General features: G+C 70.9%; 21 protein-coding genes. 10 read left to right on the forward strand and 11 right to left on the reverse strand.

What is annotated here, in order from left to right; all coding sequences use genetic code 11:
• Window positions 1-38: 38 nt before the first annotated feature.
• Together DFR41_RS01310 and DFR41_RS01315 are read right to left on the reverse strand one after the other, a co-directional pair.
• Complete coding sequence (locus DFR41_RS01310) at window positions 39-3,338, reverse strand: carboxyl transferase domain-containing protein (protein WP_114801420.1); 3,300 nt, start codon at window positions 3,336-3,338, stop codon at window positions 39-41.
• A gap of 28 nt (window positions 3,339-3,366) precedes the next feature.
• Window positions 3,367-5,013 (reverse strand): AMP-binding protein, encoded by a 1,647-nt coding sequence (locus DFR41_RS01315; protein ID WP_114801421.1) that lies wholly within the window; start codon window positions 5,011-5,013, stop codon window positions 3,367-3,369.
• 98 nt (window positions 5,014-5,111) lie between these two features.
• Between DFR41_RS01315 and DFR41_RS01320 the strand changes: the two genes are divergently transcribed.
• From DFR41_RS01320 to DFR41_RS01335, 4 genes are all read left to right on the forward strand, one after another.
• Complete coding sequence (locus tag DFR41_RS01320; protein ID WP_043114597.1) at window positions 5,112-5,822, forward strand: TetR/AcrR family transcriptional regulator; 711 nt, start codon at window positions 5,112-5,114, stop codon at window positions 5,820-5,822.
• 52 nt (window positions 5,823-5,874) lie between these two features.
• The gene (locus DFR41_RS01325; RefSeq protein ID WP_114801422.1) at window positions 5,875-7,137 is read left to right on the forward strand and encodes a branched-chain amino acid ABC transporter substrate-binding protein; all 1,263 of its coding nucleotides are present in this window, start codon (window positions 5,875-5,877) and stop codon (window positions 7,135-7,137) included.
• Window positions 7,138-7,221: 84 nt separating this feature from the next.
• Window positions 7,222-8,169: an arginase gene (rocF, locus tag DFR41_RS01330; RefSeq protein WP_114801423.1), complete on the forward strand. Its 948-nt coding sequence runs from the start codon at window positions 7,222-7,224 to the stop codon at window positions 8,167-8,169.
• 156 nt (window positions 8,170-8,325) lie between these two features.
• Complete coding sequence (locus DFR41_RS01335; RefSeq protein WP_017758979.1) at window positions 8,326-8,694, forward strand: response regulator; 369 nt, start codon at window positions 8,326-8,328, stop codon at window positions 8,692-8,694.
• On the opposite strand, the gene DFR41_RS01340 is transcribed toward DFR41_RS01335, so the two are convergent.
• The 3 genes from DFR41_RS01340 to DFR41_RS01350 all read right to left on the reverse strand — a co-directional run bounded on the left by DFR41_RS01340 (window position 8,654) and on the right by DFR41_RS01350 (window position 11,702).
• The gene (locus DFR41_RS01340) at window positions 8,654-9,271 is read right to left on the reverse strand and encodes a DUF2242 domain-containing protein (protein WP_425326675.1); all 618 of its coding nucleotides are present in this window, start codon (window positions 9,269-9,271) and stop codon (window positions 8,654-8,656) included. The two genes, DFR41_RS01335 and DFR41_RS01340, sit on opposite strands and share 41 nt — an antisense overlap.
• Before the next feature lie 285 nt (window positions 9,272-9,556).
• The gene (locus tag DFR41_RS01345; RefSeq protein ID WP_114801424.1) at window positions 9,557-10,837 is read right to left on the reverse strand and encodes a Glu/Leu/Phe/Val family dehydrogenase; all 1,281 of its coding nucleotides are present in this window, start codon (window positions 10,835-10,837) and stop codon (window positions 9,557-9,559) included.
• Between the two features lie 121 nt (window positions 10,838-10,958).
• Window positions 10,959-11,702, reverse strand: a complete 744-nt coding sequence (locus DFR41_RS01350; RefSeq protein WP_052383640.1) for a YggS family pyridoxal phosphate-dependent enzyme — start codon at window positions 11,700-11,702, stop codon at window positions 10,959-10,961.
• 48 nt (window positions 11,703-11,750) lie between these two features.
• Between DFR41_RS01350 and DFR41_RS01355 the strand changes: the two genes are divergently transcribed.
• The 3 genes from DFR41_RS01355 (at window position 11,751) to DFR41_RS01365 (ending at window position 14,984) form a co-directional block, all read left to right on the forward strand.
• Window positions 11,751-12,794 carry a type IV pilus twitching motility protein PilT gene (locus DFR41_RS01355; protein WP_043114590.1) on the forward strand — a complete coding sequence of 348 codons (1,044 nt, stop codon included), beginning with the start codon at window positions 11,751-11,753 and terminating at the stop codon, window positions 12,792-12,794.
• 85 nt (window positions 12,795-12,879) lie between these two features.
• Window positions 12,880-14,016, forward strand: a complete 1,137-nt coding sequence (locus DFR41_RS01360) for a PilT/PilU family type 4a pilus ATPase (RefSeq protein ID WP_114801425.1) — start codon at window positions 12,880-12,882, stop codon at window positions 14,014-14,016.
• Window positions 14,017-14,063: 47 nt separating this feature from the next.
• Window positions 14,064-14,984 (forward strand): NAD(P)-dependent oxidoreductase, encoded by a 921-nt coding sequence (locus tag DFR41_RS01365; RefSeq protein ID WP_114801426.1) that lies wholly within the window; start codon window positions 14,064-14,066, stop codon window positions 14,982-14,984.
• A gap of 247 nt (window positions 14,985-15,231) precedes the next feature.
• On the opposite strand, the gene DFR41_RS01370 is transcribed toward DFR41_RS01365, so the two are convergent.
• The 3 genes from DFR41_RS01370 to DFR41_RS01380 all read right to left on the reverse strand — a co-directional run bounded on the left by DFR41_RS01370 (window position 15,232) and on the right by DFR41_RS01380 (window position 17,220).
• Complete coding sequence (locus DFR41_RS01370; RefSeq protein ID WP_114801427.1) at window positions 15,232-15,996, reverse strand: BON domain-containing protein; 765 nt, start codon at window positions 15,994-15,996, stop codon at window positions 15,232-15,234.
• On the reverse strand, window positions 15,993-16,604 hold the full coding sequence (locus tag DFR41_RS01375; protein ID WP_114802139.1) for an SIS domain-containing protein: 612 nt from the start codon (window positions 16,602-16,604) through the stop codon (window positions 15,993-15,995). The genes DFR41_RS01370 and DFR41_RS01375 overlap by 4 nt, the downstream gene beginning before the upstream one ends.
• Window positions 16,605-16,827: 223 nt before the next feature.
• On the reverse strand, window positions 16,828-17,220 hold the full coding sequence (locus tag DFR41_RS01380; protein WP_114801428.1) for a YraN family protein: 393 nt from the start codon (window positions 17,218-17,220) through the stop codon (window positions 16,828-16,830).
• 1 nt (window position 17,221) lies between these two features.
• Here DFR41_RS01380 and rsmI point away from each other — a divergent pair, with 1 nt between their 5' ends.
• The 3 genes from rsmI (at window position 17,222) to zigA (ending at window position 20,128) form a co-directional block, all read left to right on the forward strand.
• Window positions 17,222-18,163 carry a 16S rRNA (cytidine(1402)-2'-O)-methyltransferase gene (gene rsmI / locus DFR41_RS01385; protein WP_114801429.1) on the forward strand — a complete coding sequence of 314 codons (942 nt, stop codon included), beginning with the start codon at window positions 17,222-17,224 and terminating at the stop codon, window positions 18,161-18,163.
• A 13-nt stretch (window positions 18,164-18,176) separates the two neighbouring features.
• The gene (locus tag DFR41_RS01390) at window positions 18,177-18,731 is read left to right on the forward strand and encodes a hypothetical protein (protein WP_147284303.1); all 555 of its coding nucleotides are present in this window, start codon (window positions 18,177-18,179) and stop codon (window positions 18,729-18,731) included.
• A gap of 185 nt (window positions 18,732-18,916) precedes the next feature.
• Window positions 18,917-20,128, forward strand: a complete 1,212-nt coding sequence (gene zigA, locus DFR41_RS01395) for a zinc metallochaperone GTPase ZigA (protein WP_114801431.1) — start codon at window positions 18,917-18,919, stop codon at window positions 20,126-20,128.
• A 160-nt stretch (window positions 20,129-20,288) separates the two neighbouring features.
• On the opposite strand, the gene DFR41_RS01400 is transcribed toward zigA, so the two are convergent.
• The 3 genes from DFR41_RS01400 to DFR41_RS27620 form a co-directional block, all read right to left on the reverse strand.
• A complete protein-coding gene (locus DFR41_RS01400) occupies window positions 20,289-20,738 on the reverse strand; it encodes a Fur family transcriptional regulator (protein ID WP_017757758.1) in 450 nt (149 codons plus the stop codon).
• 74 nt (window positions 20,739-20,812) lie between these two features.
• Window positions 20,813-21,088 (reverse strand): hypothetical protein, encoded by a 276-nt coding sequence (locus DFR41_RS01405; RefSeq protein WP_017757757.1) that lies wholly within the window; start codon window positions 21,086-21,088, stop codon window positions 20,813-20,815.
• Between the two features lie 245 nt (window positions 21,089-21,333).
• Window positions 21,334-25,008 (reverse strand): beta strand repeat-containing protein (locus tag DFR41_RS27620; RefSeq protein ID WP_170159297.1); only part of this gene is annotated, 3,675 nt, incomplete at its 5' end.

The raw sequence follows: 25,008 nt of genomic DNA on the forward strand, positions 1-25,008 counted from the left end.
CACGATAGACGCAGGCGCCCTGCCGCGCCTGCGGGGGCTCACCACGTGTCGACGTAGGGCTTGGGCGACTCCTGCACGCGCCCGGCCGAGGCCAGGCCGCGCACCAGCCAGCCGCGGGTGTCCGCCGGATCGATCACGGCGTCGATCTCCAGCGTCTGCGCCATGTTGACGGCCTGGCCGTCGGCATACTGCCGGTCGACCAGCTCCTTGAACAGCGCATCGCGCTCGGCACCTTCGGACACCGCCTCCAGCTCCTTGCGGAAACCCAGCCGCACCGCGCCCTCCAGGCCCATGGCACCGAACTCGCCCGTGGGCCAGGCGACGGTGAACACCGGCGCATCGAAGCCACCTGCCGCCATGGCCTGCGCACCCAGGCCATAGCCCTTGCGCAGCACCACGGTGAAGTAGGGCACGCGCAGGTGCGAGGCCACCATGAACATGCGGGACACATGCCGCACCTGGGCCTGGGCCTCGACGTCCGGCCCCACCATGAAGCCCGGCGTGTCGCACAGCGCCACCAGTGGCAGGCCGTGGGCGTTGCACAGCTGCATGAAGCGCGCGGCCTTGTCGGCCGCTTCGACGTCGATGGCGCCGCCCAGGTGGCGCGGGTTGTTGGCCAGCACGCCCACCGGCCGGCCCTCGATGCGGGCCAGCGCCGTCACCATGCCGGCACCGAAGCCGGCGCGCAGCTCCAGGAGCGAACCGGTGTCCACCAGGCCGCGCATGACGGCCCGCACGTCGTACACGCGCAGCCGGTTCTCGGGCACGGCCTGGCGCAGCAGGCGCGCGTCGTCCGCCTCCCACTTCGCCGTGCGGCCCTGGAAGTACGACAGGTACTGCCGCGCCGCGGCGGTGGCCTCGGCCTCGTCCTCCACCAGGATGTCGATCACGCCGTTGCGCGACTGCACCGCGCTGGGTCCGATCTGCTCGGGCGCGAAGCGACCCAGGCCACCTCCCTCGATCATGGCGGGACCGCTCATGCCGATATTGCTGTTCTTCGTGGCGATGATCACGTCGCTGCAGCCCAGGAGTGCCGCGTTGCCCGCGAAGCAGCGGCCATGCGCAATGCCCACCACCGGCACCACGCCTGACAGCGCCGCGTACTGGCTGAAGGTGTGGTTGTTGAGGCCGGCGACGATGGGCATGTCCACATCGCCCGGCCGGCCGCCGCCGCCCTCGGCGAACAGCACCACCGGCAGTTTGAGCTGATGCGCCAGCGCCAGCATGCGGTCCTTCTTGTGGTGGTTGCGCATGCCCTGCGTGCCGGCCAGCACGGTGTAGTCGTAGGCCATGACCACGCAGCGCGAGGACTCGGCGCCGAAGAGCTCGGCATTGACGCTGCCGATGCCCGTCACCATGCCATCGGCCGGCGTGTGGGCGATCAGGTCCTCCAGGCTGCGGCGGCGGGTCTGCGCGGCAATGGCGAGCTGGCCGTATTCGATGAAGTTGCCCGGGTCCGCGTCCAGCGCGCAGAGGTCGGCGATGTTCTCGCGCGCGGTGCGCCCGCCCTGCGCATGGCGCTTGGCGACGGCCTGCGGGCGGCTGGCGTCCAGCGTGGGCGCATGGCGGTCGATGACGCGCTGCAGGTCGGGGCGGATGTGCGCAGGGTCGATGGCGGCGCCTTGCGCCTCGCCGGCGTGCTCGGCATCGACCGGCTCCAGCTGCACCAGCGCTTGGCCTTCCGCGAGATAGTCGCCCGCGGCGGCCAGCAGCGCGACCACGCGGCCGGGCTCGGCAGCCTGCAGCAGGTGCTCCATCTTCATGGCCTCCAGCACGCCCAGCTGCGCACCGGCCGGCACCACGTCGCCGATGGCCACGTCGAACTGCACCAGGCGGGCGGGCATGGGGGCACGGATATGGAGGAAGCCCTCGTCGGCCTGGTCATCCGTTGCCGGGGCGGGCGCTGTGGCCACCGACGGCGTGAGCGAAGCCGGCGCCACCATCGCCTCTGTCGCCTTGATCAGCTCGCCCAGGTGCGCCTCGACGAAGCGCGTGTGCACGTCCTGCTGCGCGAACTCCGGCCGTTCGCCGATGGCGCGCAACAGCGACAGATTGGTGGCCATGCCCTCGATGCGGCATTCGGCCAAGGCGCGCAGGCTGCGCCGCCGCACGTCGGCAAAGTCGTTGCTGCGGCTGGCGACGATCAGCTTGGCCAGCAGCGTGTCGTAATGCGGCGAGGGCGCCAGGCCGGCATAGCCGTGGGTGTCCACCCGCACGCCGGGTCCCGAGGGCATATCGAAGCGCGCCAGCCGGCCGCCGGATGGGCGGGCGTTGCCCTGCGCGTCCAGCATCTCGGCATTGATGCGCCACTGGATGGCGTAGCCCTGCTGCGCGGCCGTGCGCCCGGTGTCGATGCCGAGCGTGCCGAGCCGCTGGCCGGCCAGCACGGCCAGTTGCAGCTGCACCAGGTCGAGCCCCGTGACGGCCTCGGTCACCGTGTGCTCGACCTGCAGGCGCGGGTTGGCCTCGATGAAGACCCAGGGCAGCGTGGTCGAGCTGTCGTCCACCAGAAACTCGAAGGTGCCCAGGCCCAGGTAGCCCACGGCCTGCGCCATGCGCAGCGCCGCCTGTGTGAGGGCGGCACGCAGGGGCTCGGACAAGGTCGGGCTGGGCGCGATCTCCACCAGCTTCTGGAAGCGGCGCTGCAGCGTGCATTCGCGCTCGCCCAGGCTGGCGACCGATTCACCGTCGCCCAGCACCTGGATCTCAATGTGGCGGGCGCGCGGCATGAGCCGCTCGACGTACACGCCCTCGACACCGAAGGCCGCGCGGGCCTCGGAGACGCAACGGGCATGGGCCTCGGCCACGTCTTCGGCCCGCAGCACGGCGCGCATGCCCCGGCCGCCGCCCCCGCCGATCGCCTTGATCATCACGCCCGCGCCGTCCTTCGCCTGTTCGGCGAAGAAGGCCTGGGCCTCTTGCAAGGTCACCGCGCCGGCACTGCCCGGCATCACCGGCACGTCGCCCTGCTGGGCCAGCGCGCGGGCGCGTGCCTTGTCGCCGAACAGGGCGAGCTGCTCGGGCGTCGGCCCGATGAAGACCAAGCCGGCCTTCGCACAGGCCTGCGCGAAGTCGGCCCGCTCGCTCAGGAAGCCATAGCCGGGGTGCACCGCATCGCAGCCCTGCGCACGGGCGATGGCCAGAAGCGCGTCGATGTCGAGGTAGGCCGCTGGGCCGGTGGCCGCCAGTGGCACGGCGACATCGGCCAGCTGCGCATGCAGGGCCTGTGCATCGTCCTGCGCATGCACGGCCACGCTGGCGATGCCCAGGTCCTGCAGGGCGCGCACCAGACGCACGGCGATCTCGCCGCGGTTGGCGATCAGAACTTTCTTGAACACGGGGAGGACCTCGGAAGGGGTGAGTGACTCAGTCGATGTCTTTCAGCAGGCGCCGCAGCACCTTGCCCGCGCCGGTGGCCGGCAGCGCGTCGATGAAGCGCACCTGCCGCGGCACTTTGTAGGGCGCCATGTTGTCGCGCGCCCAGGCCACGATGGCCTCGGGCGCGGTCTCGGCGCCGGGCTTGCGCACGATGAAGGCCTTGACCACCTCGCCCTTCTCGGCATCGGGCTGGGCAATGACGGCAGCCTGGGCCACGGCCGGATGCTTGATGAGGATGGTCTCGACCTCCTCGGGGAACACGCTGTAGCCGGAGACCTTGATCATCTCCTTGAAGCGGCCGATGAAGCAGAGATACCCCTCGGCATCCAGCTTGCCCATGTCGCCCGTGTGCACCCAGCCATTGCGCAACGTGGCGGCCGTAGCCTCGGGCTTGTTCCAGTAGCCCTTGAAGGTGCCTTCGCTGGCCAGCACGATCTCGCCCACCTCGCCGGCGGGCAGGTCACGGCCCGTCTCGGGGTCGAGGATGCGGATGGTCACGCCCGGCGCCGGCACGCCCTGCGTGCCCCAGCGCGGCGCATGGCGCGGCGTGTAGGTGTCGCAGGTGTGGGTCTCCGACAGGCCGTAGGCGGCTTCGTGCGAAGTGCAGTTGGGCGCGAAGCCCTGCCACTGCTTCGCCAGCGGCTCGGTGAAGGCGATGCCGAAGCTGGTGACCGGGTTGACCTTGAGGCTGGACAGGTCGAAGTCGCGCGCGTCCGGCAACTGCATGCAGGCTACGTTCATCGGCGCGATGCTGTACCACCAGCTGACCTTGTGGCGGGCGATGGCCTGCAGCACCGCATGCGGGTCGAAGCGGTGCAGCAGCACCTGCGTGGCACCCACCAGCACCGGCACGTTCACCGCCATCAGCATGCCGGCGATGTGATACAGCGGTGCCACCGACAGCAGCACGTCGTCGGCCTGCACGCCGTTGCAGTCGGCGGCGATGCGCGTCTTGAAGAGGGCGTTGCCGTAGCTCAGCATCGCGCCTTTGGGCAGGCCGGTGGTGCCCGAGGTGTAGGTCATGAGGGCCACGTCGTCCAGCGACAGTGGGACCGGAGCGGGCTTCGCATTGCCGCTGCTCGCCTCTCGGAAGTCCTCGCAGCCGGCGGGCACGGTGCGCGGCGCCTGGGCGGCGGTCTTCAGTTCGGCAGGCAGGTCCAGCACCGGCTCGGCCGGCAGCAGGTCGGCGTAGTGCACGACGAACACATGCGCGAGGTGCGGCGCCTCGGCCTGCACTTGCCGCACCACGGGCAGCAGCGGCGCGGCGGCGACGATGACGCGCGCCTTGAGGTCGCCCACCTGGTAGGCGAGCTCATGCGCCTTGTTGAGCGGGCCGCTGGGGCAGACGATGGCGCCGATCTTCTGGATGCCGTAATGGGCCACCAGGTATTGCGGGCAGTTGTTGAGGAAGAGCACCACCGGCTCGCCCTTGGCCACGCCCAGCGCCTGCAGCCGGGCGGCGAAGGCATCGCTGGCGCGGTCGAGTTCGGCATAGCTCATGCGGTGGCCGTACCAGAAGCAGGCGGCATGGTCGCCGCGCTCGCGCGCATGGGCGCGCAGGTACTCGTGCAGGGGCTGGCGTGGGCGTGCGGGAAGCGCGTCCGCTGCCAAATCGGGCGGGGTGGCTAGGCTCATGGGTGTCTCCGTGGCGTCTGCCGATCAGGGTTAGCGATAGCGCGCCGAACCCCGTCGACCCTTGTCATGCATTGCATGGTGCACGAACAATCCTACCGATGGGTAGAACATCGGAGACACCGCACAAACCCAAAGCCATTGCGCCTGGCGGCCCGGCCAGTCGCGCGCCGGTGGACGGGCAGGCACGCACGCACGGCAATGGCCGGCAACGCTCGGCCACGGCGGGCACCGACGTGCAGCGCGAGCGCATCCTGCAGGCGGCCACGCAGCTCTTCGCGGCCCAGGGCTATGCCAACACCACGCTGGCGCAGGTGGCGCAGGCACTGCAGGTGACCAAGCCCTTCATCTACTACTACTTCCGCGACAAGCAGGAGCTGTTCGAGGTGCTGTCGTGGCGGCCCACGGTGGACTGCTTCACCGCACTGGACTTCGCCGACGACGACCCGCGCCCGGCCGCGGATAAGGTGGTCGAGGGCCTGCGCCGGTTGATCCGCGCCACCGTCATGCACTACCCGGCGGCCTTCTTTCCCTACCGCGAGCCGCAGGTCTACCGGCCCGAATACAACGCCGCGATGAAGAAGCTGGCCCACCACTTCTACGACAAGCTCACGCCGCTGCTGGAGCAGGGGCGGCGCGATGGCGACCTCGACTTCAACGAGACCCGCATCACCGCGTTAGCCGCCTGCAGCCTCCCGGGCTTCCTCTACAGCTGGTACCAGCCCGGCGGCCGGCTGGGGCCCGAGCAGATCGTGGACGAGCTCACGCAGCTGGCCACGCGCGTGATCGGCCTGCGCATTCCTGCGGCCTGAGAAGGCATTCACACCTTCTGACCCCTCATTCCAACGACCACGGAGACACACCATGACATTCCGCGCCCGGCTCGCGCCGCTGGCCACTGCCCTTCTTCTTGCCGCCGGGACTGCCTCGGCGCAGGACGGCAAGGTCTACAAGATCGCCTACATCGACCCGCTCTCTGGCCCCTTCGCCAACGTCGGCGAGCTGATGCTGGCCCATGTGCAATACGCCGTGGACGACATCAATGCCAAGGGCGGCGTGCTCAAGGGCCAGGCCAAATTGCAGCTGCTGCAGTTCGACAGCAAGCTCTCCGCCCAGGAAAGCCAGAGCGCCCTGCAGGCCGCCATCGACCAGGGCGCGCGCGCCATCGTCACCGGCGGCTCGGGCTCCTCGGTGGTGACGGCGCTGGTGCAGGCCGTCAACCGCTGGAACCAGCGCAACCCGGGCAAGGAGATCCTGGTCCTCAACCATTCCTCCATCGACCCCGAACTCACCGGCAAGGCCTGCAGCTTCTGGCACTTCCAGACCGAAGCCAACACGGCGATGAAGATGAAGGCCCTGGCCAACTTCATCAAGAAGACGCCCGACGTGAAGAAGGTCTACCTGCTCAACCAGGACTATGCCCACGGCAAGCAGTGGGCCAGCTATGGCAAGCAGCTGGTGGGTCTGGCGCGGCCCGACGTGCAGTTCGTCGGCGAGGCGCTGCATCCCATCGGCCGGGTGAAGGACTTCGCCCCCTACGTGGCCAACATCAAGGCCTCGGGCGCCGACTCGGTCATCACCGGCAACTGGGGCCAGGACATGACGCTGCTGCTCAAGGCCGCGGGCGATGCCGGCTACAACCTGCGCTACTTCAACCACAGCGCGGGCTCGGTGCCGGGCACCGTTCTGGCCGTGTCGCAGGCCAAGCTGGGGCAACTCACGTGGGTGGCCGAATGGCACCCGGGCCAGGCCGACAGCCCGCGCGTGGATGCGCTGGCCAAGGCCTACAAGGCCAGGATGGGCAAGGACTTCCTGGCGCCGCGCATCGACATGACGCCGCGCCTGCTCGCCGCCGCCATCGACAAGGCCGGCAGCACCGAGACGGTGGCGGTCGCCCGTGCCATGGAAGACCTGAGCTTCGACTCGGTGGTGGGCCCGGTGCGCATGCGCGGCGAAGACCATCAGCTGCTGCTTCCGCAGGTGGTCAACACCATCGCGCCGGTGGACGGCAAGACGGTCAGGACGGGCTGGGAAGGGACCAACTACGGCTTCCGCACCGAGGCGGTCTACAGCGGCAACGAACTCGCCCAGGGCACCGACTGCAAGATGGTCCGGCCAGGCGCCTGAGCCCGGCGCGTCCCGGCGGCCTGCGCCGCCGTTGTCGGCATTGGCTGGCATGCGATCTTCACCGTGCGTGCCTAGACTGGGCCAATGCAAGCCACCTTCGACCCCAGCGCCAGCCCCGCGGCCACCACCGTGGCCCTGATCGGCGCACCCACCGACGTGGGTGCCAGCGTGCGCGGCTGCGGCATGGGACCGGATGCCCTGCGCGTCGCGGGCCTGGCCGAGTGCGTGGCCCGCATGGGCCTGACGGTGGTCGACCGGGGCAATCTGGCCGGCCCCGCCACGCCCTGGCGCGCGCCCGAGGGCGGGCTGCGCCACCTCAAGGAGGCAGTGGCATGGAACCGCAGCGTGTACGACGCGGTCGACGCAGCGCTGGGTGCGGGCCATCTGCCTCTGCTGATGGGGGGCGACCATTGCCTGGCCATCGGCTCCATCAGCGCCGTCGCCTGGCATGCGCGCCGCCGCGGCAAGACGCTGCGGGTGCTGTGGCTCGACGCCCACACCGACGTCAACACCGAGGCCACCTCGCCCAGCGGCAATCTGCACGGCATGCCGGTCGCCTGCCTGCTGGGCCATGGCCCGTCCGCCCTCACCGGCTGGAGCGGCTTGCCGAGCGCATTGCAGGCCGATGCCCTGCGCTTCATCGGCATCCGCAGCGTGGATGCGCCCGAGCGCGACGCCATCCGGGCCCTGGGCCTGACGGTCTTCGACATGCGCCACATCGACGAACACGGCATGCGCACCACCATGACCGAAGCCCTGCACGGCGTGGACGAAGACACCCACCTGCATGTGAGCTTCGACATCGACTGCCTGGACCCGGACGTCGCGCCGGGCGTGGGCACCGGCGTGCGGGGCGGACCCGGCTATCGAGAGATGCAGCTGTGCATGGAGATGATTGCGGACACCGGCCGTCTGGGTTCGATGGATGTGGTGGAACTCAACCCCGCGCTGGACGTGCGCAACCGCAGCGCGGAGATTGCGGTGGAGCTCATCGAAAGCCTGCTGGGCAAGTCCACGCTGGCCCGCCCCTGAGCGGCTGCATCACATGCGCTGCCAAAGCGGATTGCTCCTACACGGTTCGTCGGCCACCGGGGCGACAGTGAATGTCGCGGGTGCCTCATAGTGGGCTCACCGCTGCTGCGCCCGCCCTCACCCATGCCCGAATCCGCCCCTCCCCCTGGTTCTGCCTTGCGCGTCCTGGTTGTCGAAGACGATCCCGACGTGCTGCAGACCACGCTGGAGATGCTGAAGCTGCTGGGCCACTGGGCGACCGGCGTGGGCAGCGCCGAGACCGCACGCGACCGCTACCTCGACGGCGCCTTCGATGTGGTGATGATCGACGTCGGGCTGCCGGCGCTGTCAGGGCTGGAGTTGGCCGAGGCGCTGGGCGTGCGCGATCCGGTGCGCATCATCTTCGCCACCGGCCGGCCGCCTCCGCGCGAGCTGCCTGCCAACACGCAATGGCTGCGCAAGCCCTTCGGCATCGACGCACTGGCCGATGCCCTGGCCACGCCGGCTAGCGGGGAGATGGCGCCGGCTTCACCGAACCCTCGGTGACGGGCGTTGCCACGGCCGGTTCGGTCCGTGCCAGGTAGCGCTCCAGCAGCGCATAGAAGCCCTCATAGAAGCGGTCGTCGGTGAGCGTCTGGCTGGCCACCTTGACCATCGCGTCGTTGCTGGAGGTGAAGGGCAGCGACAGCGACCCGAAGGCCCCAACCCCCACGCTCGCCGAGTTGTTGACCTTCTTGAGCCCGTAGCGGTCCTGCACCGCGGTGGCGAAGGCGATGGCGGCGGGCTGGCCGTTGTCGCCCTGCTCCTGGGCGCAGACCACGCGGAACTCGACCTCCACATGCACCTCGCCCTCGGGCTGGAAGCTCTTTCGCCCCGTGACCTGCTCGGCGGCCGCCGCGGTGATCATGTAGCCCTGGCTCAGCAGTGCCCGCCGAGCGGCCTCGCAGGTCTGGGCCACGGTGGCGTCGTAGATGCGGGTGTGGGTGTTGGTCGCCTCGAAGTCTTCGGTTGCTAGGTCCTTGGCGCCGTTGCGCTTGGGCGCACTGCCGCAGCCGGCCAGCGCGGCTGCCAGCACCACCATCCCCACGGCACTCCAGCCGCGCCCCGCTCGTGTTCGCATCATCGTCATCCCGCAAGTGTCGCCCGGCCGACGGCCGGAGCGTCGCTTGGACGCCGCGAGATGGGCCCGGTTCCCCATAGCAGCCCCGCCCCACTGCCGTACTGGACCCAAGCGCGCCACACCGCACCGCAACGTCTACCGCCGGTCTGGCACGCGCCCCCATGTGCCGGGAGGCCGCGGAGCAGGCTATGCCAGTGCACCCTGGGAACCGGCTTTGCCGGGCCCGCGGGTGCGCCCCTTGAGGGGGATTGGTCTTCTACACGCAGTGAGAAAACCAAACGGGGTGGGTCATGGATACAGCCCACGTTCCTGGCGCGCGGCCAGGATTCGCTCGCAGGCCACCGCAAAGGTCGCGGTGCGCAGTGAGATGTGGTGCTCATCGGCCTTGTTCCAGATGTGCTCCAGCGCGCCGACCATGATGCGGTCCAGCCGCTGGTTGATCTCGTCCTCGGTCCAGAAGAAGCTGGAGAAGTCCTGCACCCATTCGAAGTACGAGACGGTCACGCCGCCGGCATTGCAGATCACGTCGGGCACCACCAGCACGCCGCGCTCGGCCAGGATGTCGTCCGCCTGCGGCACCGTCGGGCCGTTGGCGCCTTCGAGCACCAGGCGGGCCGTGATGCGGCGGGCGCGCTCGGCGCTGATCTGCCCTTCCAGGGCAGCGGGGATCAGGATGTCGGTGGGCACGTCCCAGAAGGCCTCGTTGTCCACCTGCTCGCCGGCACCGAAGCCCGCGATGCCGCCCGTGCGACGCGAATGGGCCATCAGCGCCGGCATGTCGAAGCCGCCTTCGTTGACCAGGGTGCCGGTGTGGTCCTGCACGGCCACCACCTTGGCGCCCGCCTCGGCGAAGAGTTCGGCCGCCACCGAACCCACGTTGCCGAAGCCCTGTACGGCCACGCGCGCGCCCTGCAGCGGCAGGCCCAGTCGGCGCGCCGCCTCGCGGCCGGTGACGAACACGCCGCGGCCCGTGGCCTTGACCCGGCCCAGCGAGCCGCCCAGGTGGATCGGTTTGCCGGTGACCACGCCGGTCGCGGTGGCGCCGGTGTTCATCGAGTAGGTGTCCATCATCCAGGCCATGATCTGGCCGTTGGTGTTGACGTCCGGCGCCGGAATGTCCGAATGCGGGCCGATGATGAGGCCGATTTCGCTGGTGTAGCGGCGGGTCATCTTCTCCAGTTCCTTCTGCGACAGCTTCTTGGGATCGACGCGGATGCCGCCCTTGGCGCCGCCGTAGGGCAGGTTGACGGCCGCGCACTTCACGGTCATCCAGGCCGACAGGGCCATCACTTCTTCCAGCGTCACGTCGGGGTGGAAGCGCACGCCGCCCTTGCCCGGCCCCCGCGACAGGTTGTGCTGCACGCGGAAGCCTTCGAAGTGGGCGATGGTGCCGTCGTCCATCTCGATCGGCACGTCCACGATCAGCGCGCGCTTGGGGCGCTTGAGGGTCTCGGCCCAGCGGCCCAGGTGGCCGAGGTAGGGCACCACGCGGTCGACCTGCGACAGGTAGGTGCCCCAGGGGCTGGTGGAGGACGGGTGGACGTACGAGAGTTCGCTGGACTGCTGCATGGTGAGGAAGGCGCCGGGCCTCGGTGATGCGGATGGGCGCGACGATAGGCCCGCCGGCCGCGCCGCGCCAGGGGCCATGCCGCCGGCGACGGACCTTATGCGCGAGCGGCAAGGACCGCGCTCAGATACCGGTAATTTGCCCGCAGATTGGCGCCAGAGCGGTGCCGCTGGCTCGCGCGCGCCCACCGAAGATGGCCGTGCCCACACGCACCATCGTGCTGCCGGCAGCGATGGCGGACTCCAGATCGGCGCTCATGCCCATGGACAGCGTGTCCAGCGGCAGGCCCAGTGCGTCGCGCAGCCGCGCTGCCAACGCGGCCACGCGGCCGAAGACGGCGCGCTCGGCCGCGGCATCGGGCTGCGGCTCGGGAATGGCCATCAGTCCGCGAAGCATGATCTGCGGCAGCGCCGCCATCTCGCGCGCCAGCGCCAGGGCCTCGTCGGGCGCCACCCCCGATTTGTTGGGCCCGCCATCGATGTTCACCTGCAGGCAGACCTGCAACGGCGGCAGCGCCGCTGGCCGCTGCTGGGAGAGCCGCTGCGCGATCTTGAGACGATCCACGGTGTGCACCCAATCGAACTGCTCGGCCACGGGCCGGGTCTTGTTGCTCTGCAACGGGCCGATGCAGTGCCATTCCAGCTGCGAACGCAGGTCGATCAGCGTGGCGATCTTGTCCAGGCCTTCCTGCACGTAGTTCTCTCCGAAGGCCCGTTGACCCGCGGCGACCGCCTCGCGCACCACCTCCGGACCGAAGGTCTTGGAAACAGCCAGCAACCGCACCGTGGCCGGATCGCGGCCGGCCACCGTGCAGGCTTTCTCGATCCGGGCGCAAACCTGCTGGAGCTGCTCACTCGTCGTAGTCATAATTGCTGAAGCCGTTTCAAAACGTCACGAAGTCTAGAGAGGTCGCCCGTGGATATCACCCAGTTGCTGGCATTCAGCGTCAAGAACAAGGCCTCGGACCTGCACCTCTCGGCCGGCCTGCCGCCGCTGATCCGGGTGCATGGCGACGTGCGCCGCATCAACCTCGACCCCATGGAGCACAAGGAAGTGCACGCCATGGTGTACGACATCATGAACGACGCGCAGCGCAAGCATTACGAGGAGTTCCTGGAGATCGACTTCTCGTTCGAGATCGAGGGCCTGGCGCGCTTCCGGGTCAACGCCTTCAACCAGCAGCGCGGCTGCGCGGCGGTATTCCGGACCATCCCGTCGAAGGTGCTGACGCTGGAGCAGCTGAATGCGCCGCGGATTTTCGGCGAGCTGGCGCTCAAGCCGCGCGGGCTGGTGCTGGTGACCGGGCCGACCGGCTCGGGCAAGTCGACCACGCTGGCGGCGATGGTCAACCACCTCAACGAGACCGAGTACGGCCACATCCTGACGGTGGAAGACCCGATCGAGTTCGTGCACGAGTCCAAGAAGTGCCTGATCAACCAGCGCGAGGTGGGGCCGATGACCCTGAGCTTCGCCAACGCGCTGCGCTCCGCCTTGCGCGAGGACCCGGACGCGATCCTGGTGGGCGAGTTGCGCGACCTGGAGACCATCCGCCTGGCGCTCACCGCGGCCGAGACGGGCCACCTGGTGTTCGGCACGCTGCACACCTCCAGCGCCGCCAAGACCATCGACCGGATCATCGACGTCTTCCCCGGCGAGGAGAAGGAGATGGTGCGGGCCATGCTGTCGGAATCGCTGCAGGCGGTGATCTCGCAGACGCTGTGCAAGACCAAGGACGGCGCCGGCCGCGTGGCGGCGCACGAGATCATGCTGGGCACACCGGCCATCCGCAACCTGATCCGCGAGGCCAAGGTGGCGCAGATGTACTCGAGCATCCAGACCGGCCAGAGCATGGGCATGCAGACGCTGGACCAGTGCCTGGTCGACCTCGTGCGGCGCGGGGTCATCAGCGCGGCCGAGGCCCGCAGCAAGGCCAAGACGCCCGAGAATTTCCCAGGCTGACCCGGGGCGGCGCCCTTCCTTCATTCCCTGGGGCGCCCCCTCTGCCGTCCCGCCCGTCCCCCATTCCCACCTTTCTGGAGCCGCCATGGAACGCGATCAGGCCAGCCAGTTCATCACCGACCTGTTGAAACTCATGGTCAGCCGCGGGGGCAGCGATCTGTTCATCACGGCCGACTTCCCGCCGGCCGTGAAGATCGACGGCAAGGTGGTCAAGATCTCGCAGCAGCCGCTGTCGCCGCAGCACACGTTGGCGCTCACGCGAGCGCTGATGAACGACCGGCAGACCTCGGAGTTCGAGCGCACGCGCGAATGCAACTTCGCCATCTCGCCCGCGGGCTACGGGCGCTTCCGCGTCAACGCCTTCGTGCAGCAGGGACGCGTGGGCATGGTGCTGCGGACCATCCCGACCACGCCGCCCACCATCGACGGGCTGAACCTGCCGCAGGTGCTCAAGGAAGTCACCATGACCAAGCGCGGCCTGGTGATCGTGGTGGGCGCCACCGGCTCCGGCAAGTCGACCACGCTGGCCGGCATGCTGGACTGGCGCAACGAGAACACCCAGGGCCACATCGTCACGGTGGAAGACCCGATCGAGTTCGTGCATGCGCACAAGAACTGCGTGGTCACGCAACGCGAGATCGGCATCGACACCGACAGCTGGGAGTCGGCGCTGAAGAACGCGTTGCGCCAGGCGCCCGACGTGATCCTGATGGGCGAGATCCGCGACCGCACGGCCATGGAGAACGCGATCGTCTTCTCCGAGACCGGCCACCTGTGCCTGGCCACGCTGCACGCCAACAACGCCAACCAGGCGCTGGACCGCATCATCAATTTCTTCCCCGACGACCGGCGCGAGCAGCTGCTCATGGACCTGTCGCTCAACCTGCGCTCGATGATCTCCCAGCGGCTGATCCCGACCGAAGACGGCCGGGGCCGGGTGGCGGCCGTCGAGATCATGCTCAACACCCCGCTGATCGCCGACATGATCTTCAAGGGCCAGGTGGGCGAGATGAAGGATGTGATGCGCAAGAGCCGCAACCTGGGCATGCAGACCTTCGACCAGGCCCTGTTCGACCTGTACGAGCAGTACGCCATCTCGTACGAGGACGCCGTGCGCAACGCCGACTCCACCAACGACCTGCGCCTGCAGATCAAGCTGCACAGCCAGCGCGCACGCAGCCGCGACCTGAGTTCGGGCACCGAGCACCTGTCGGTGGTCTGACGAGGCCGGCGGCACCGCAGGCCGCGCAGCGCCGCTAAGCTCGGGGGATGAGCACACCCTCCCCCTCCTTCCACCCCAAGTCCTACGCCGCCGTCCCGGCCCGCTCCGTCGCCTTCCTCGGCCTCGGCGTGATGGGCTATCCCATGGCTGCGCACCTCGCCGCCGCGGGCCACCGCGTCACCGTCTACAACCGCAACGCCGCCAAGTCGGCCGCCTGGGTGCAGGAATTCGGCGTCGCCCACGCCTCGGCCCCCTCCCCGCGCGAGGCGGCCGCCGGCGCCGACATCGTGTTCTGCTGCGTGGGCAACGACGACGACCTGCGCTCGGTGGTGCTGGGCGAGACGGGCGCCTTCGCCGGCATGAAGCCCGGCGCGGTCTTCGTGGACCACACCACGGCCTCGGCCGAGGTGGCGCGCGAGCTTTCCGCCGCCGCGAGCGCGCAGGGCCTGCATTTCATCGACGCCCCAGTCTCCGGCGGCCAGGCCGGCGCGCAGAACGGCATGCTCACAGTGATGTGCGGCGGCGACGCGACGGTGTTCGCGCAGGTGGAGCCCGTGATCGGTGCCTTCGCCCGCGCGGTCACGCTGCTGGGCGACAGCGGCGCCGGCCAGCTCGCCAAGATGGTCAACCAGATCTGCATCGCCGGGCTGGTGCAGGGCCTGTCCGAGGCCATCGCCTTCGGCCAGCGTGCCGGCCTGGACATGGAGAAGGTGCTGGAGGTGATCGGCAAGGGCGCCGCCCAGAGCTGGCAGATGGACAACCGTGGCAAGACCATGGTGGCCGGCCGCTTCGATTTCGGCTTTGCCGTGGACTGGATGCGCAAGGACCTGGGCCTGGTGCTCGACGAGGCCAAGCGCAACGGCGCCCGCCTGCCGGTGACGGCGCTGGTGGACCAGTTCTATGCCGACGTGCAGCAGGCCGGCGGCGCCCGGTGGGACACGTCGAGCCTCATTACCCGGTTGAAATAGGGAACACCCCCCATGCCGCTTCGCGGCTCCCCCCTCCCTGGCGCCTTCGGCTTGGAGGGGGGCGCACCCGGTGGCCTGGCGAAGCCAGTTCCACGGGTGCACTGGCATGGCCTGCTCCGCGGCCATTCGCGTCTGGGAAGCACAGGTGCCGCTGGCGCAGGAGACGGTCTGACTCGACTCGCCTCGGGGCAGCGCAGCGCGCCCTGACGCGCTCGGGGCATCCATGCAGATGCCCCGAAGGAACCGATCAGCGCACCGGCGACGTCACCACGCCCGGAACGGGCGCCGGGGCAGCCGCCGGCGCGGGCAGCGGCGCCATGGGCGGCAGGGGCACGCGCGAGCCGTCGGTGCCGGGCACGGTCTGCGAGGGGCCGACGCCGCCGGGCAGGGACTGGCCGTCGTCGCCCACGAATTCGAAGACACGCACCACCTTCTCGACGCCGGAGATGCCGCGCGTGATGTCGGTCGCGCGGTCGGCCTCGCGGCGGGTGACCAGGCCCATCAGGTAGACCACGCCGCCTTCGGTCACCACCTTGATCGAGTTGGCGGGCACGTCGGACGCGTCCAGCAGCGAGGCCTTGACCTTGGTGGTCAGGTAGGTGTCGTTGGAGCGGCGGGCGATGTTGAGGGCGGGCCCCACCACCACCTCGTTGACGACCGCGCGCACGTTGGGCGCGGTGCGCACCACCTCGCCGGCGCGCTGCTTGTCGGCCTCGCTGCCCACGGTGCCGGTCAGCAGGGCCGTGCGGTTGAAGCTGATCACCGTGACGTTCATGTCGTCGTTGGCGATCTCGCGGATGCGGGCGGCGGCGCGCAATTCGATGGCCTGGTCGTCGAGCTGCGCGCCGGAGCTGCGGCGGTCCAGCGCCAGGGTGCCGATGCCCGCGGCCGCGGCACCGCCCACCACCAGCGGAACGCAACCCGCCAGGCTGCCGCCCAGTGCGGCAACGGCCAGGCAGGCGCAGGCCAGGCGCTGGCCACGTCGGAAGATCGTCGTCGGAGAGGTGGTCATGCGGAAAGCTCCTGTTCACCAAGTAGTTGGGCATCCACGGCATCGCACAGGCAGTGCAGCAGCACCAGGTGGACTTCGTGGATGCGGGAAAGGCGGTCATGCGGCACGCAGACCTGCACATCGGTTTCTCTCAGGGCCCGGCCCAGCGCGCCGCCCGCGCCGCTGCCGACGCCGCCGGTCAGGGCGATGACGCACATGTCGCGCTCGTGCGCCGCCGCCACGGCCGCCAGCACGGCGGCCGATTCGCCGCGGGGGCTGATGGCCAGCAGCACGTCCCCGGCCTCGCCCAGCGCCCGCACCTGCCGGGCCAGGCCGGCCGCATCGGCGCACTGGCGCGTGTCGGCCAGGGGATCGTCGGGGATGCAGGGCAGCGCCAGGGCCGCGAGGGAGGGCCGCTCGCGTTCGAAGCGGCCGACGAACTGGGCCGCGAACTGGGCGGCCAGGAGACCGGAGACGCCGGCGCCGCAGGCCAGCACCTTGCGGCCACTGGTCACTCCCGCCAGCAGGGCCTGGACGGCCAGCCCGAGCGGCTTGCTGAGCACGGGCCCGGCCTGGTATTTGAGATCGGCGCTGTCGATGAAATGTTGTTGTAGACGTTGTTCAACCATGCTGTCCGGAATCATAGACGTGCGCTTTTCGGGCCAAGGGGCCCAGCCTGCGACTGCCGCGGCCGTGTCAGGTTCCCGCCAGTTGGCAACAAGGCGTGGCGGCAACACCCGCAAGACGTCCACGACCGATGCGCCCCATGCCGGAGCGGGCCATTTCGCAAGACGCGCCCCTTGGCCCCTTGCAAAAGCGGGCGGCGGAACGCGAAGCGCGCCGCCTGGGCGGTCACTCCACGGTGAACGCGCCCCGCAACCACCGGATCTCGTCCTCCACCAGCACCGCGTCGAAGCGGCAGGGCGGTGGCGCGGGCAGGCGCATCAGGTAGTGCCGGGCCGCGAAGATGATCCGCCGCTGCTTGGCGAAGGTGATGCTGGCGCCCGCGCCGCCATGGCTGGCGCGGGAGCGGCTGCGCACCTCGACGAAGACCAGCGTGCCGCCGGGCTCGCGCATGATCAGGTCCACCTCGCCGCCGCCGCGGCCTGGGGTTCGATAATTGCGCGCCACCAGCCCCAGCCCGGCCTTGCGCAGGTGGGCCAGTGCGGCGTCCTCGGCGGCATCGCCCAGGCGCTTGGTGGTCGGGGGCGCCACCAGCCCCCGCTTGAACGGAAGAAGACCCATCTTGAACACCCTCCCCACGGCTGCTTCTTTCGGCGCCGCTGTCCAGGCCGCCCGCGACGCGGCCGGCGGCCAGCATTATCCGCAGGGCACCCTCTATGTCGTGGCCACGCCCATCGGCAACCTGGCCGACCTGTCGCTGCGGGCGCTGCATGTGCTGCAGCTGGTCGATGCCATCGCCTGCGAGGACACGCGCCACACCCACCAGCTGCTGCGCGCCTGCGGCATCGACCGGCCCGGCAGCCAGTTGCTGGCCGTGCACCAGCACAACGAGGCCGAGGCAGCGCAGGCCGTGATCGCGCGCCTGGCCGAGGGCCAGCGCATCGCCTACGTCAGCGACGCCGGCACGCCGGGCGTGAGCGACCCCGGCGCCCGGCTGGCCGCCGCCGTGCAGGCCGCGGGCCAGCGCGTGCTGCCCCTTCCCGGACCGTCCAGCGTGACCACGCTGCTGAGCGCCGCCGGTGCGCATGACGACGCCCGCGGCGGCGCCTTCGTGTTCGCGGGCTTCCTGCCGGCCAAGGCCGGCGAGCGCGATGCCGCCGTGCAGGCCCTGACCGGCGAGACCCGCGCCGTGGTGCTGCTGGAGGCCCCGCACCGCATCGAGGCCCTGGCGCGCGCGCTGGCTGTGCTGGGCGCCCGGCCGGTGACCGTGGGCCGCGAGCTGACCAAGCAGTTCGAGGAGATCGCCACCGTGCCCGCCCAGGCGCTGGCGGACTGGCTGGCCGCCGGCGCGCAACGCACGCGCGGCGAGTTCGCGCTGCTGCTGCATCCGCAGCCCGCCCCCACGGCCGGCGACGGCATCGGCCCCGAGCCCGAGCGCGTGCTGCGCCTGCTGCTGGCCGAGCTGCCGCTCAAGAGCGCGGCCCGCCTGGCCGCGGACATCACGGGCGCGCCGCGCAACGCCCTCTATGCCCAGGCCCTGGCCTGGCGCAATGCGGATGAATGAGCCCGGCCCGGACATGACGTCCCTCCCTGCGCCCGGAATGGCCGAAGTGGCCTCCTGGCTGGCACGCTGGCCGCATCCCGGCACGCCCGTTCTGGCCGCACTGGACGATGCGCAGCTCCTGCTGACGTGGATGCACGGCGGCGCGCTGCAGGCACACCGCCTGCCGCTCGGTCTGCGCACGCTGGGCGACGCCCATTTCCGCCACCAGCCCGCACGGCCCGTCGAGCTCGAAGCCGCCATCGACACCGTCGAGGACGCCCTGATGCGCCCGCATCCGCCGCTGCCCGCCGGCCGGGTGCTGTGCCCAGCCGGTGGCTTCGGCCGCGTGCTGCCGCTCGTCGCGGGCGCCACCCGCGAGGACGTGGAAGCGCTCTTCCAGCAGTTCGCGGCGGTCTCCCTCGGCCGGCCCGGCGCCGGCCTGCCGCAGGATGCGGCCTCCACCGCCGCCATCCTGGTGCTGCGGGAGCTGATGCATCACCTGGATTTCGCCCGGTGGGCGGCGGGCCCACCAGATTCCTCCCAGATCGGGCCGCACACTGCGTCGGCAGCCCGACTTCCTGACTCTTGATTCCCCCCTCGAGGGCTGCCTTCACCCGCTTCGGCGGGTTTCTTTTTGCCCGCACGCCGGGAGCGGCGCCGCACACTTCGGCCATCCGGTCCTTGATGCAATCGCGTTGCATCTTCATAGAATGCAATTCTGTTGCATTAACAGGCCTCCATCCCGACGGAGGCCGACCGACCTGGAGCCCCCACATGTCCGACCCCCTCGCGACCACGCCGCCGCGCCTGCCCGTCACCGTCCTGTCCGGCTTCCTGGGGGCGGGCAAGACCACGCTGCTCAACCACATCCTCCACAACCGCGAGGGCCGGCGCGTCGCCGTCATCGTCAACGACATGTCCGAGGTGAACATCGACGCCCAGCTGGTGCGCCAGGGCGGCGCCAGCCTCGCCCGCACCGAGGAGAAGCTGGTCGAGATGAGCAACGGCTGCATCTGCTGCACGCTGCGCGAGGATCTGCTGATCGAGGTCGAACGCCTGGCGCGCGAAGGCCGCTTCGACCAGCTCGTCATCGAGTCCACCGGCATCTCCGAGCCGCTGCCCGTGGCCGAGACCTTCACCTTCGCCGGCGAGGACGGCCGCCGGCTGGACGACGTGGCCCGGCTGGACACGCTGGTCACCGTGGTCGATGCCTGCAACTTCCTGCGCGACTACGGCTCGCGCGACAGCCTGGCGACGCGCGGCGAATCGATGGGTGAGGAAGATGCGCGCACGGTGGTCGACCTGCTGGTCGAGCAGGTGGAGTTCTGCGACGTGCTGGTCGTCAACAAGACCGACCTGGTGAGCACCGCGGAGCGCGAGCGGCTGCTGGCCATCCTGCGCGGTCTCAACCCGCGCGCCCGCATCGTGCCGAGCCAGTTCGGACGGGTGCCGCTGGCGCAGGTGCTGGACACCGGCCTGTTCGACTTCGAGCAGGCGGCGCAGGCGCCCGGCTGGCTGCAGGAGCTGCGCGGCACGCATGTGCCCGAGACCGAGGCCTATGGCATCGCCAGCTTCTGCTGGCGCGCGCGCCGGCCGCTGCATCCGCGGCGCTTCTTCGACTGGGTGGAAAGCGAATGGCCCGGCGTGGTGCGGTCCAAGGGCTTCTTCTGGCTGGCCAGCCGTCCGACCTTTGCCGGGTCGTGGTCGCAGGCAGGAGCGGTGGCCCGCCATGGTGCGGGCGGCTACTGGTGGGCGGCCGTGCCGCGCGAGCACTGGCCCGAGGACTCCGAGGCCCTGGCCGCCATCGAGCGGCACTGGCTGCCCGAGGTGGGCGACGCCCGGCAGGAACTGGTGCTCATCGGCATGGGCATGGACGAAGCCGCCCTGCGCACGCGCCTCGACGCCTGCCTGCTCACCGACGCCGAAATGGCCCAGGGCCCCGAAGCCTGGCTGCGCTACGACGACCCCTTCCCCACCTGGGAGTGAAGAAGCGGCGTCACCCCGCTTCGACGATCAAACGGCCGCGGAGCAGGCCATGCCAGTGCACCCGAGGAACTGGCTCCGCCAGGCCTCCGGGTGCGCCCCCTCCAAGCCGAAGGCGCCAGAGAGGGGGAGCCGCGAAGCGGCATGGGGGTGACTTCTCGCTTTACCTGCAGTCGGCGCAGGTGCCCCGGATGCGCAGCGCGCTCTCGCTGGGCTGCATGCCGCGCCGCTTGAGCGAGCGGTTCAGCCGCTCCAGCACGGCCTGCAGTTGCGCATCCTGCGGCAGGCTCACCAGCCGGTGGCAGGCCTGGCATTCGAAGAGCTGGCTCGAATGCGCGTCGTGCAGCATGAAGCGCGCGACGCCGTCCGAACCCATCAGCCGGTCGGCCAGGCCGGCCTGCGTCAGGCGGTCGAGCACGCGGTAGACCGTCACGCGGTCGAAGGGCTGCTCGGCGTCCTGCATGCAGACCTGCAGCACCTCGTCATGGGACAGCGCCGAAGCCGTGGCCGACAGCACGCCCAGCACCGCGACCGAGGCCCGCGTCACGCGCAGGCCATGCTCGCGCAGCACATGGTCCCAGTCGGGCGAACGGGCATCGGCGGTGGAATGCATGGGCTCGGAATGCAACAGCGGGGCGTGGAGCCCCGCAGTTTAGTCAGCGCCGCCTGGCGGCGCAGGATGTGCGCTCAGCGCCAGCCGCGCCGGTAGCGGAAGGCCAGGCTGCGGTGCTCGCCGCGCCGCACGTCCACCCACAGCGTCCGGCCGCCGACGATCAGCAGCACGATGCACAGCGCCACCGAACCCACCACGGCCAGGATGAGTCCGTTGCCGTTCAGCAGGCCGGCGAAGAGCAGCGACAGGCTCAGAACCGCCGGCAGCACGGCCCAGCCGAGGATGATGAGTCCCCGCTTGGCACCGAAGCGATAGGCGGCTCTTTCGGGCCAGAAAAAGACGTCGAACATTTGATCCATTTCGCAAGCGTCGAGTGATCGGGCACTCCCTTTTTTGGAGCGCCAGTTCCTTGATGGTTGCGGGCTTTCTGCGATTGCAGCTGCCCATCTCCTTTACGTAGCCCCCACTGAGGATGCTAGGGATATAGGCTATTCGGGCTAGGATTTTTCTTACAGCAAGTGTCAAAAGGTTTACAAATCCTGACGAGGCCGACCCGTGGTAGCGCCACGGGCCGGTTTGTGGCACCCAAATGGGGTCACAGCGCCAGCACTTCGTCCTCCCAGAAGTCGAAGGATTGCGCCTGCACCGTCGCGGTGCCTGCGGCATCGGGCTGCGCCGCCGCGGTGCCCAGCACATGCGACTGCGCCAGCGCGGTGCCCAGCGCGCCAGCTGCGTCGCCCGCGTCCAGTTGGGCCACAGCCACGGCGACGCTGCCGCCGGCCAGCCCGTCCAGGTAGGCCTGCGTCGCGCTGTCCGCGTCGGCCGGGGCCAGCGACAGCGTCGGCGACAGCGAGACGGCCGCCAGGCTGCTGGCCGAGAAGGCCTGTCGCAGCGGCGTGTCCAGCTGCAACGCGAAGGCACCCAGCGGGCCCGCCTCGGCCGGGTCCATCGGCGAGGTCGTGCGCGTGGGCTGGCCCACCGCCAGCAACTGGCGGTAGCTCTGGCCGCCGGCCAGCAGGTTGAAGGCCGAGACGCTGCCGTCGCTGTCGCGCACCACCAGGCCGTCGGGCGCGTCCACGTCGATGCGGCTGGCCTGCACCACCAGCGCGGGCAGCGTGGGCTGGCCGCCCTGCATCAGCGGGCCGCGGCCGCGCATGACGAAGTCGCCCGCCACCACGTTGACGGCACCGCCCGCGGCCGCCGCACGCACGGTGCCGCGGCTGCTGCTGACGGCCACCACGCCGGTGCCGGCATCGACCCGACCCAGCACCACGTCGCCGCCGGCCGCGAAGGCCGCGCCCGCTCCCTGCAGCACCAGGGCCGTCGCCGCCTCCATGCGGATGGCGCCGGTGGCATCGACCTGGAACACCCCGGTGATGTCCAGCGCGCCGGCCCCGCGCAGGCTGACGTCGCGGCCGTGCACGTTGAGCTCGCCGGTGGTCAGCAGCGACAGGGTCTCCAGCGCCAGCAGCGCATCGCCCGAGGCCGGCACGTCGCCCGCGGCCGCCGACTGGCCGATGTCCACGCGGGCGAAGCCCTGCAGCGCCTCCAGCGTCTCTCCGCTGATGAGCAAGCCGGCCGCGCCAGCCGCGTTGCCGGTGCTGTCCACGCGGATGCTGCCGCCCGCCGTGGCGGTGGTCAGCGTGGCGCTGGCATCGCCGGCGCCGTGCACCACGCCGTCGAAGTGCAGGCTGTCGGCGGCGATCAGCAGGTCGCCGCCGGTGCCCACGTCCACGTCGGCCAGCGCCACCGAGGCGGCGCCCACGATGCGCAGCGTGCCGCCGTCGAGCGTCACGGCCTCCTTGAAGGCCACGCTACCCGTGGCCTCGACCACCAGTTCGCCCGACACGTGCACCGAGCGCTCGAACACCACGTCGGCCGCATCGCTCACGCGCAGCACGTCCAGCGGCGTGCTCTGGCCCACCGGGCCGGTCACGCTCACCGAGCCGCCCGAGGCCGCCAGGATCAGCGAATCGGCCGGGCCGCCCTGGCCGTCCACCGCCCGGTGCAGCACGATGCCGCCGGCACCGCCCACGCCCGACTCCAGGTGCACCTCGCCGGCCACGACCAGCAGGTCGTCGACGTCGATGCCACCCTGCACCAGGATGCTGGTGTCCTTCGCCGTCGTGCCCGCACCCGAGCCCTGCACCGCCAGCGAGGCGGCCGAGATGGCGCCCTGCAGCAGCGTCTGCCCGCCGTTGCCCGTCGTCTGCAGCACCAGCGCATCGGCCAGGTGCACCGCCTCGTCGCGGCCGGAGATCTGCACGCGCTGGCCGGCGGCGTCGCTGCCGATCACGATGCGCGAGAAGCCCGGCACCAGGAAGGACAGGTCGTCCACGCCCAGGTAGAGCGCGTCCGGCTGGTCGGTGTGCAGGCCGGCGTCGCCGATGGCGATGGCATGGCCCGCGCTCGCGCCGTGGATGGCCAGCACGCCGCCCGCGCTGGCGATGGCCGCCGACAGGTTCATGCGATCGGCCGCCAGCGTCACGTTGCCGCCGCCGCCTGCGACGCTGCGCGTCACGCGCAGCTCGCCCGCATCGGACTGCAGCAGGATGCCTGCGCTGGCCGTCAGCGCGGCCGCGTCGATGTCGCCCGAGGCCTGCAACGTGATCGCGCCGGTGGCGGCCACGATGTCGCCGCCCGCCGCGCCGGCGATGCCACCGCCGCTGGTCAGGATGCGCACCGAGCCGCCGCCCACGGCGGCGATGGCGCCATCACCCGCGGACGACTGGCCGTCGGTGAGCTGCACATCGCCATGCGCCGTCAGCACCACGTCGCCGCCGGCGCTGGTGCGCAGGTCGGACTGGGCCAGGCCCAGCACCGTGGTGGCGCCGGCCGCGTCCACGCGCCGCACCGAGACGCCGACCTCGCCCACGGTCAGGCCGTCGGCCTCGTCCAGATGCAGGCCGCCGGCACCCGTGCGGGCGCTGAGCGTGCCGACCTGGACGGCGAAGACGTCGTCGGCCCGGCCCACGGACTGGGCCTGCAGCGCCAGGCCCGCGGCCTGCACGTGCACGCCGGCATCGCCGTTGTCCAGCACCGCGCCCTGCTCGGACAGCAGGGCCACCTGGCCGCCCGTCTGGATGCGGGCGATGCGCAGGTCGCCCTGCGCCTGCACGCGCACATCCGCGGCGGCCTGCAGCAGGCTGCCGGCGCCCATGGCGATGCCGCCGGCGCTGGCACGCAGGTCCAGCGTGCCGCTGCCGCCGGTGGCCACGGTGACGCCCGCGCCGGTGCGCAGGTCGCCGCCGGCCAGCAGGCTGACGGCGCCGCCGTCGCTGCGCACGTCCGACAGCAGGACCAGTTCGCCCGCTGCCTGCAGCCGCATCACGCCCTGGGCGCTGCGGGCGCCGGCGCTGCCGGCCTCCAGCGTCAGGTCGCCGCTGCCGTTGCCCAGCACGACGGCGCCGCTGCCGGTGGCCTGCAGGCCGTCGGCCGTGGCCGCGCCCAGGGCCGTGGCCGTGCCGCCGGCCGCCACGCGCGAGACGGTGACGCCGACCGGGCCGACCGCCAGGCCGTCGCGCTCCTGCACGAACAGGCCACCGTCGCCGGCCGTGGCGGCCAGGCGTTGCACCTGCGTGTCGATGGCGCGCGCCGCGCTGCCGATGGCCTGGCCGGCCGACAGCAGCAGGGCCCGGGCCTGCACCGTGGCCTGCGCCCCGTTGCCGCCTTCGACGACGCTGCCGCCGGCGATCGCCGCCACGTCGGCGTCGGTCACGATGCGGCCCAGCGTCAGTTGCTGCCCGGCCGCCACGCGGATGTTGGCCTGCGCGCTCAGAACGCTGTCGGCCGACTGCGTCAGGTTGCCGCCGGCATCCACGTCCACCGTGCCGGCGTCGCCCGTGCGGATATCCGCCCCGGCGTCGAAGCCGATGGCGCCGCCCGCACGCAGGCTGATCGCACCGCTCGTGCTCAGCACGTCGGCCTGCACCGTCACGTTGCCGGCCAGCGCCTGCACCAGCACGTTGCCGCTGCCATGGGCCGACACGCTCGCGCCCGCGCCGTTGGCCGTGCCGTCGCCCAGCACCAGGTCGCCGGTCGTGCTCTGCAGCACCACCGCGCCGTTGCCGCCCAGCGTGCGCAGGTCCGACTGCGTCGCATCGGCCACCACCGTCGTGGTGCCATCGGCGCCCACGCGGTTGATGCTGGCCGCCACGTCGCCCACCGTCAGGCCGTCGGCCTCCAGCAGGTAGACGCCGCCGTTGCCGGCGCTCGCACTCAGTGTGGTGACCTTGGTCTCCAGCGCGTTGGTGGCGCTGCCGATGGCCGT

Origin of the sequence: Pseudacidovorax intermedius, assembly GCF_003350475.1 — a bacterium.
Lineage (GTDB): Bacteria > Pseudomonadota > Gammaproteobacteria > Burkholderiales > Burkholderiaceae_C > Xenophilus > Xenophilus intermedius.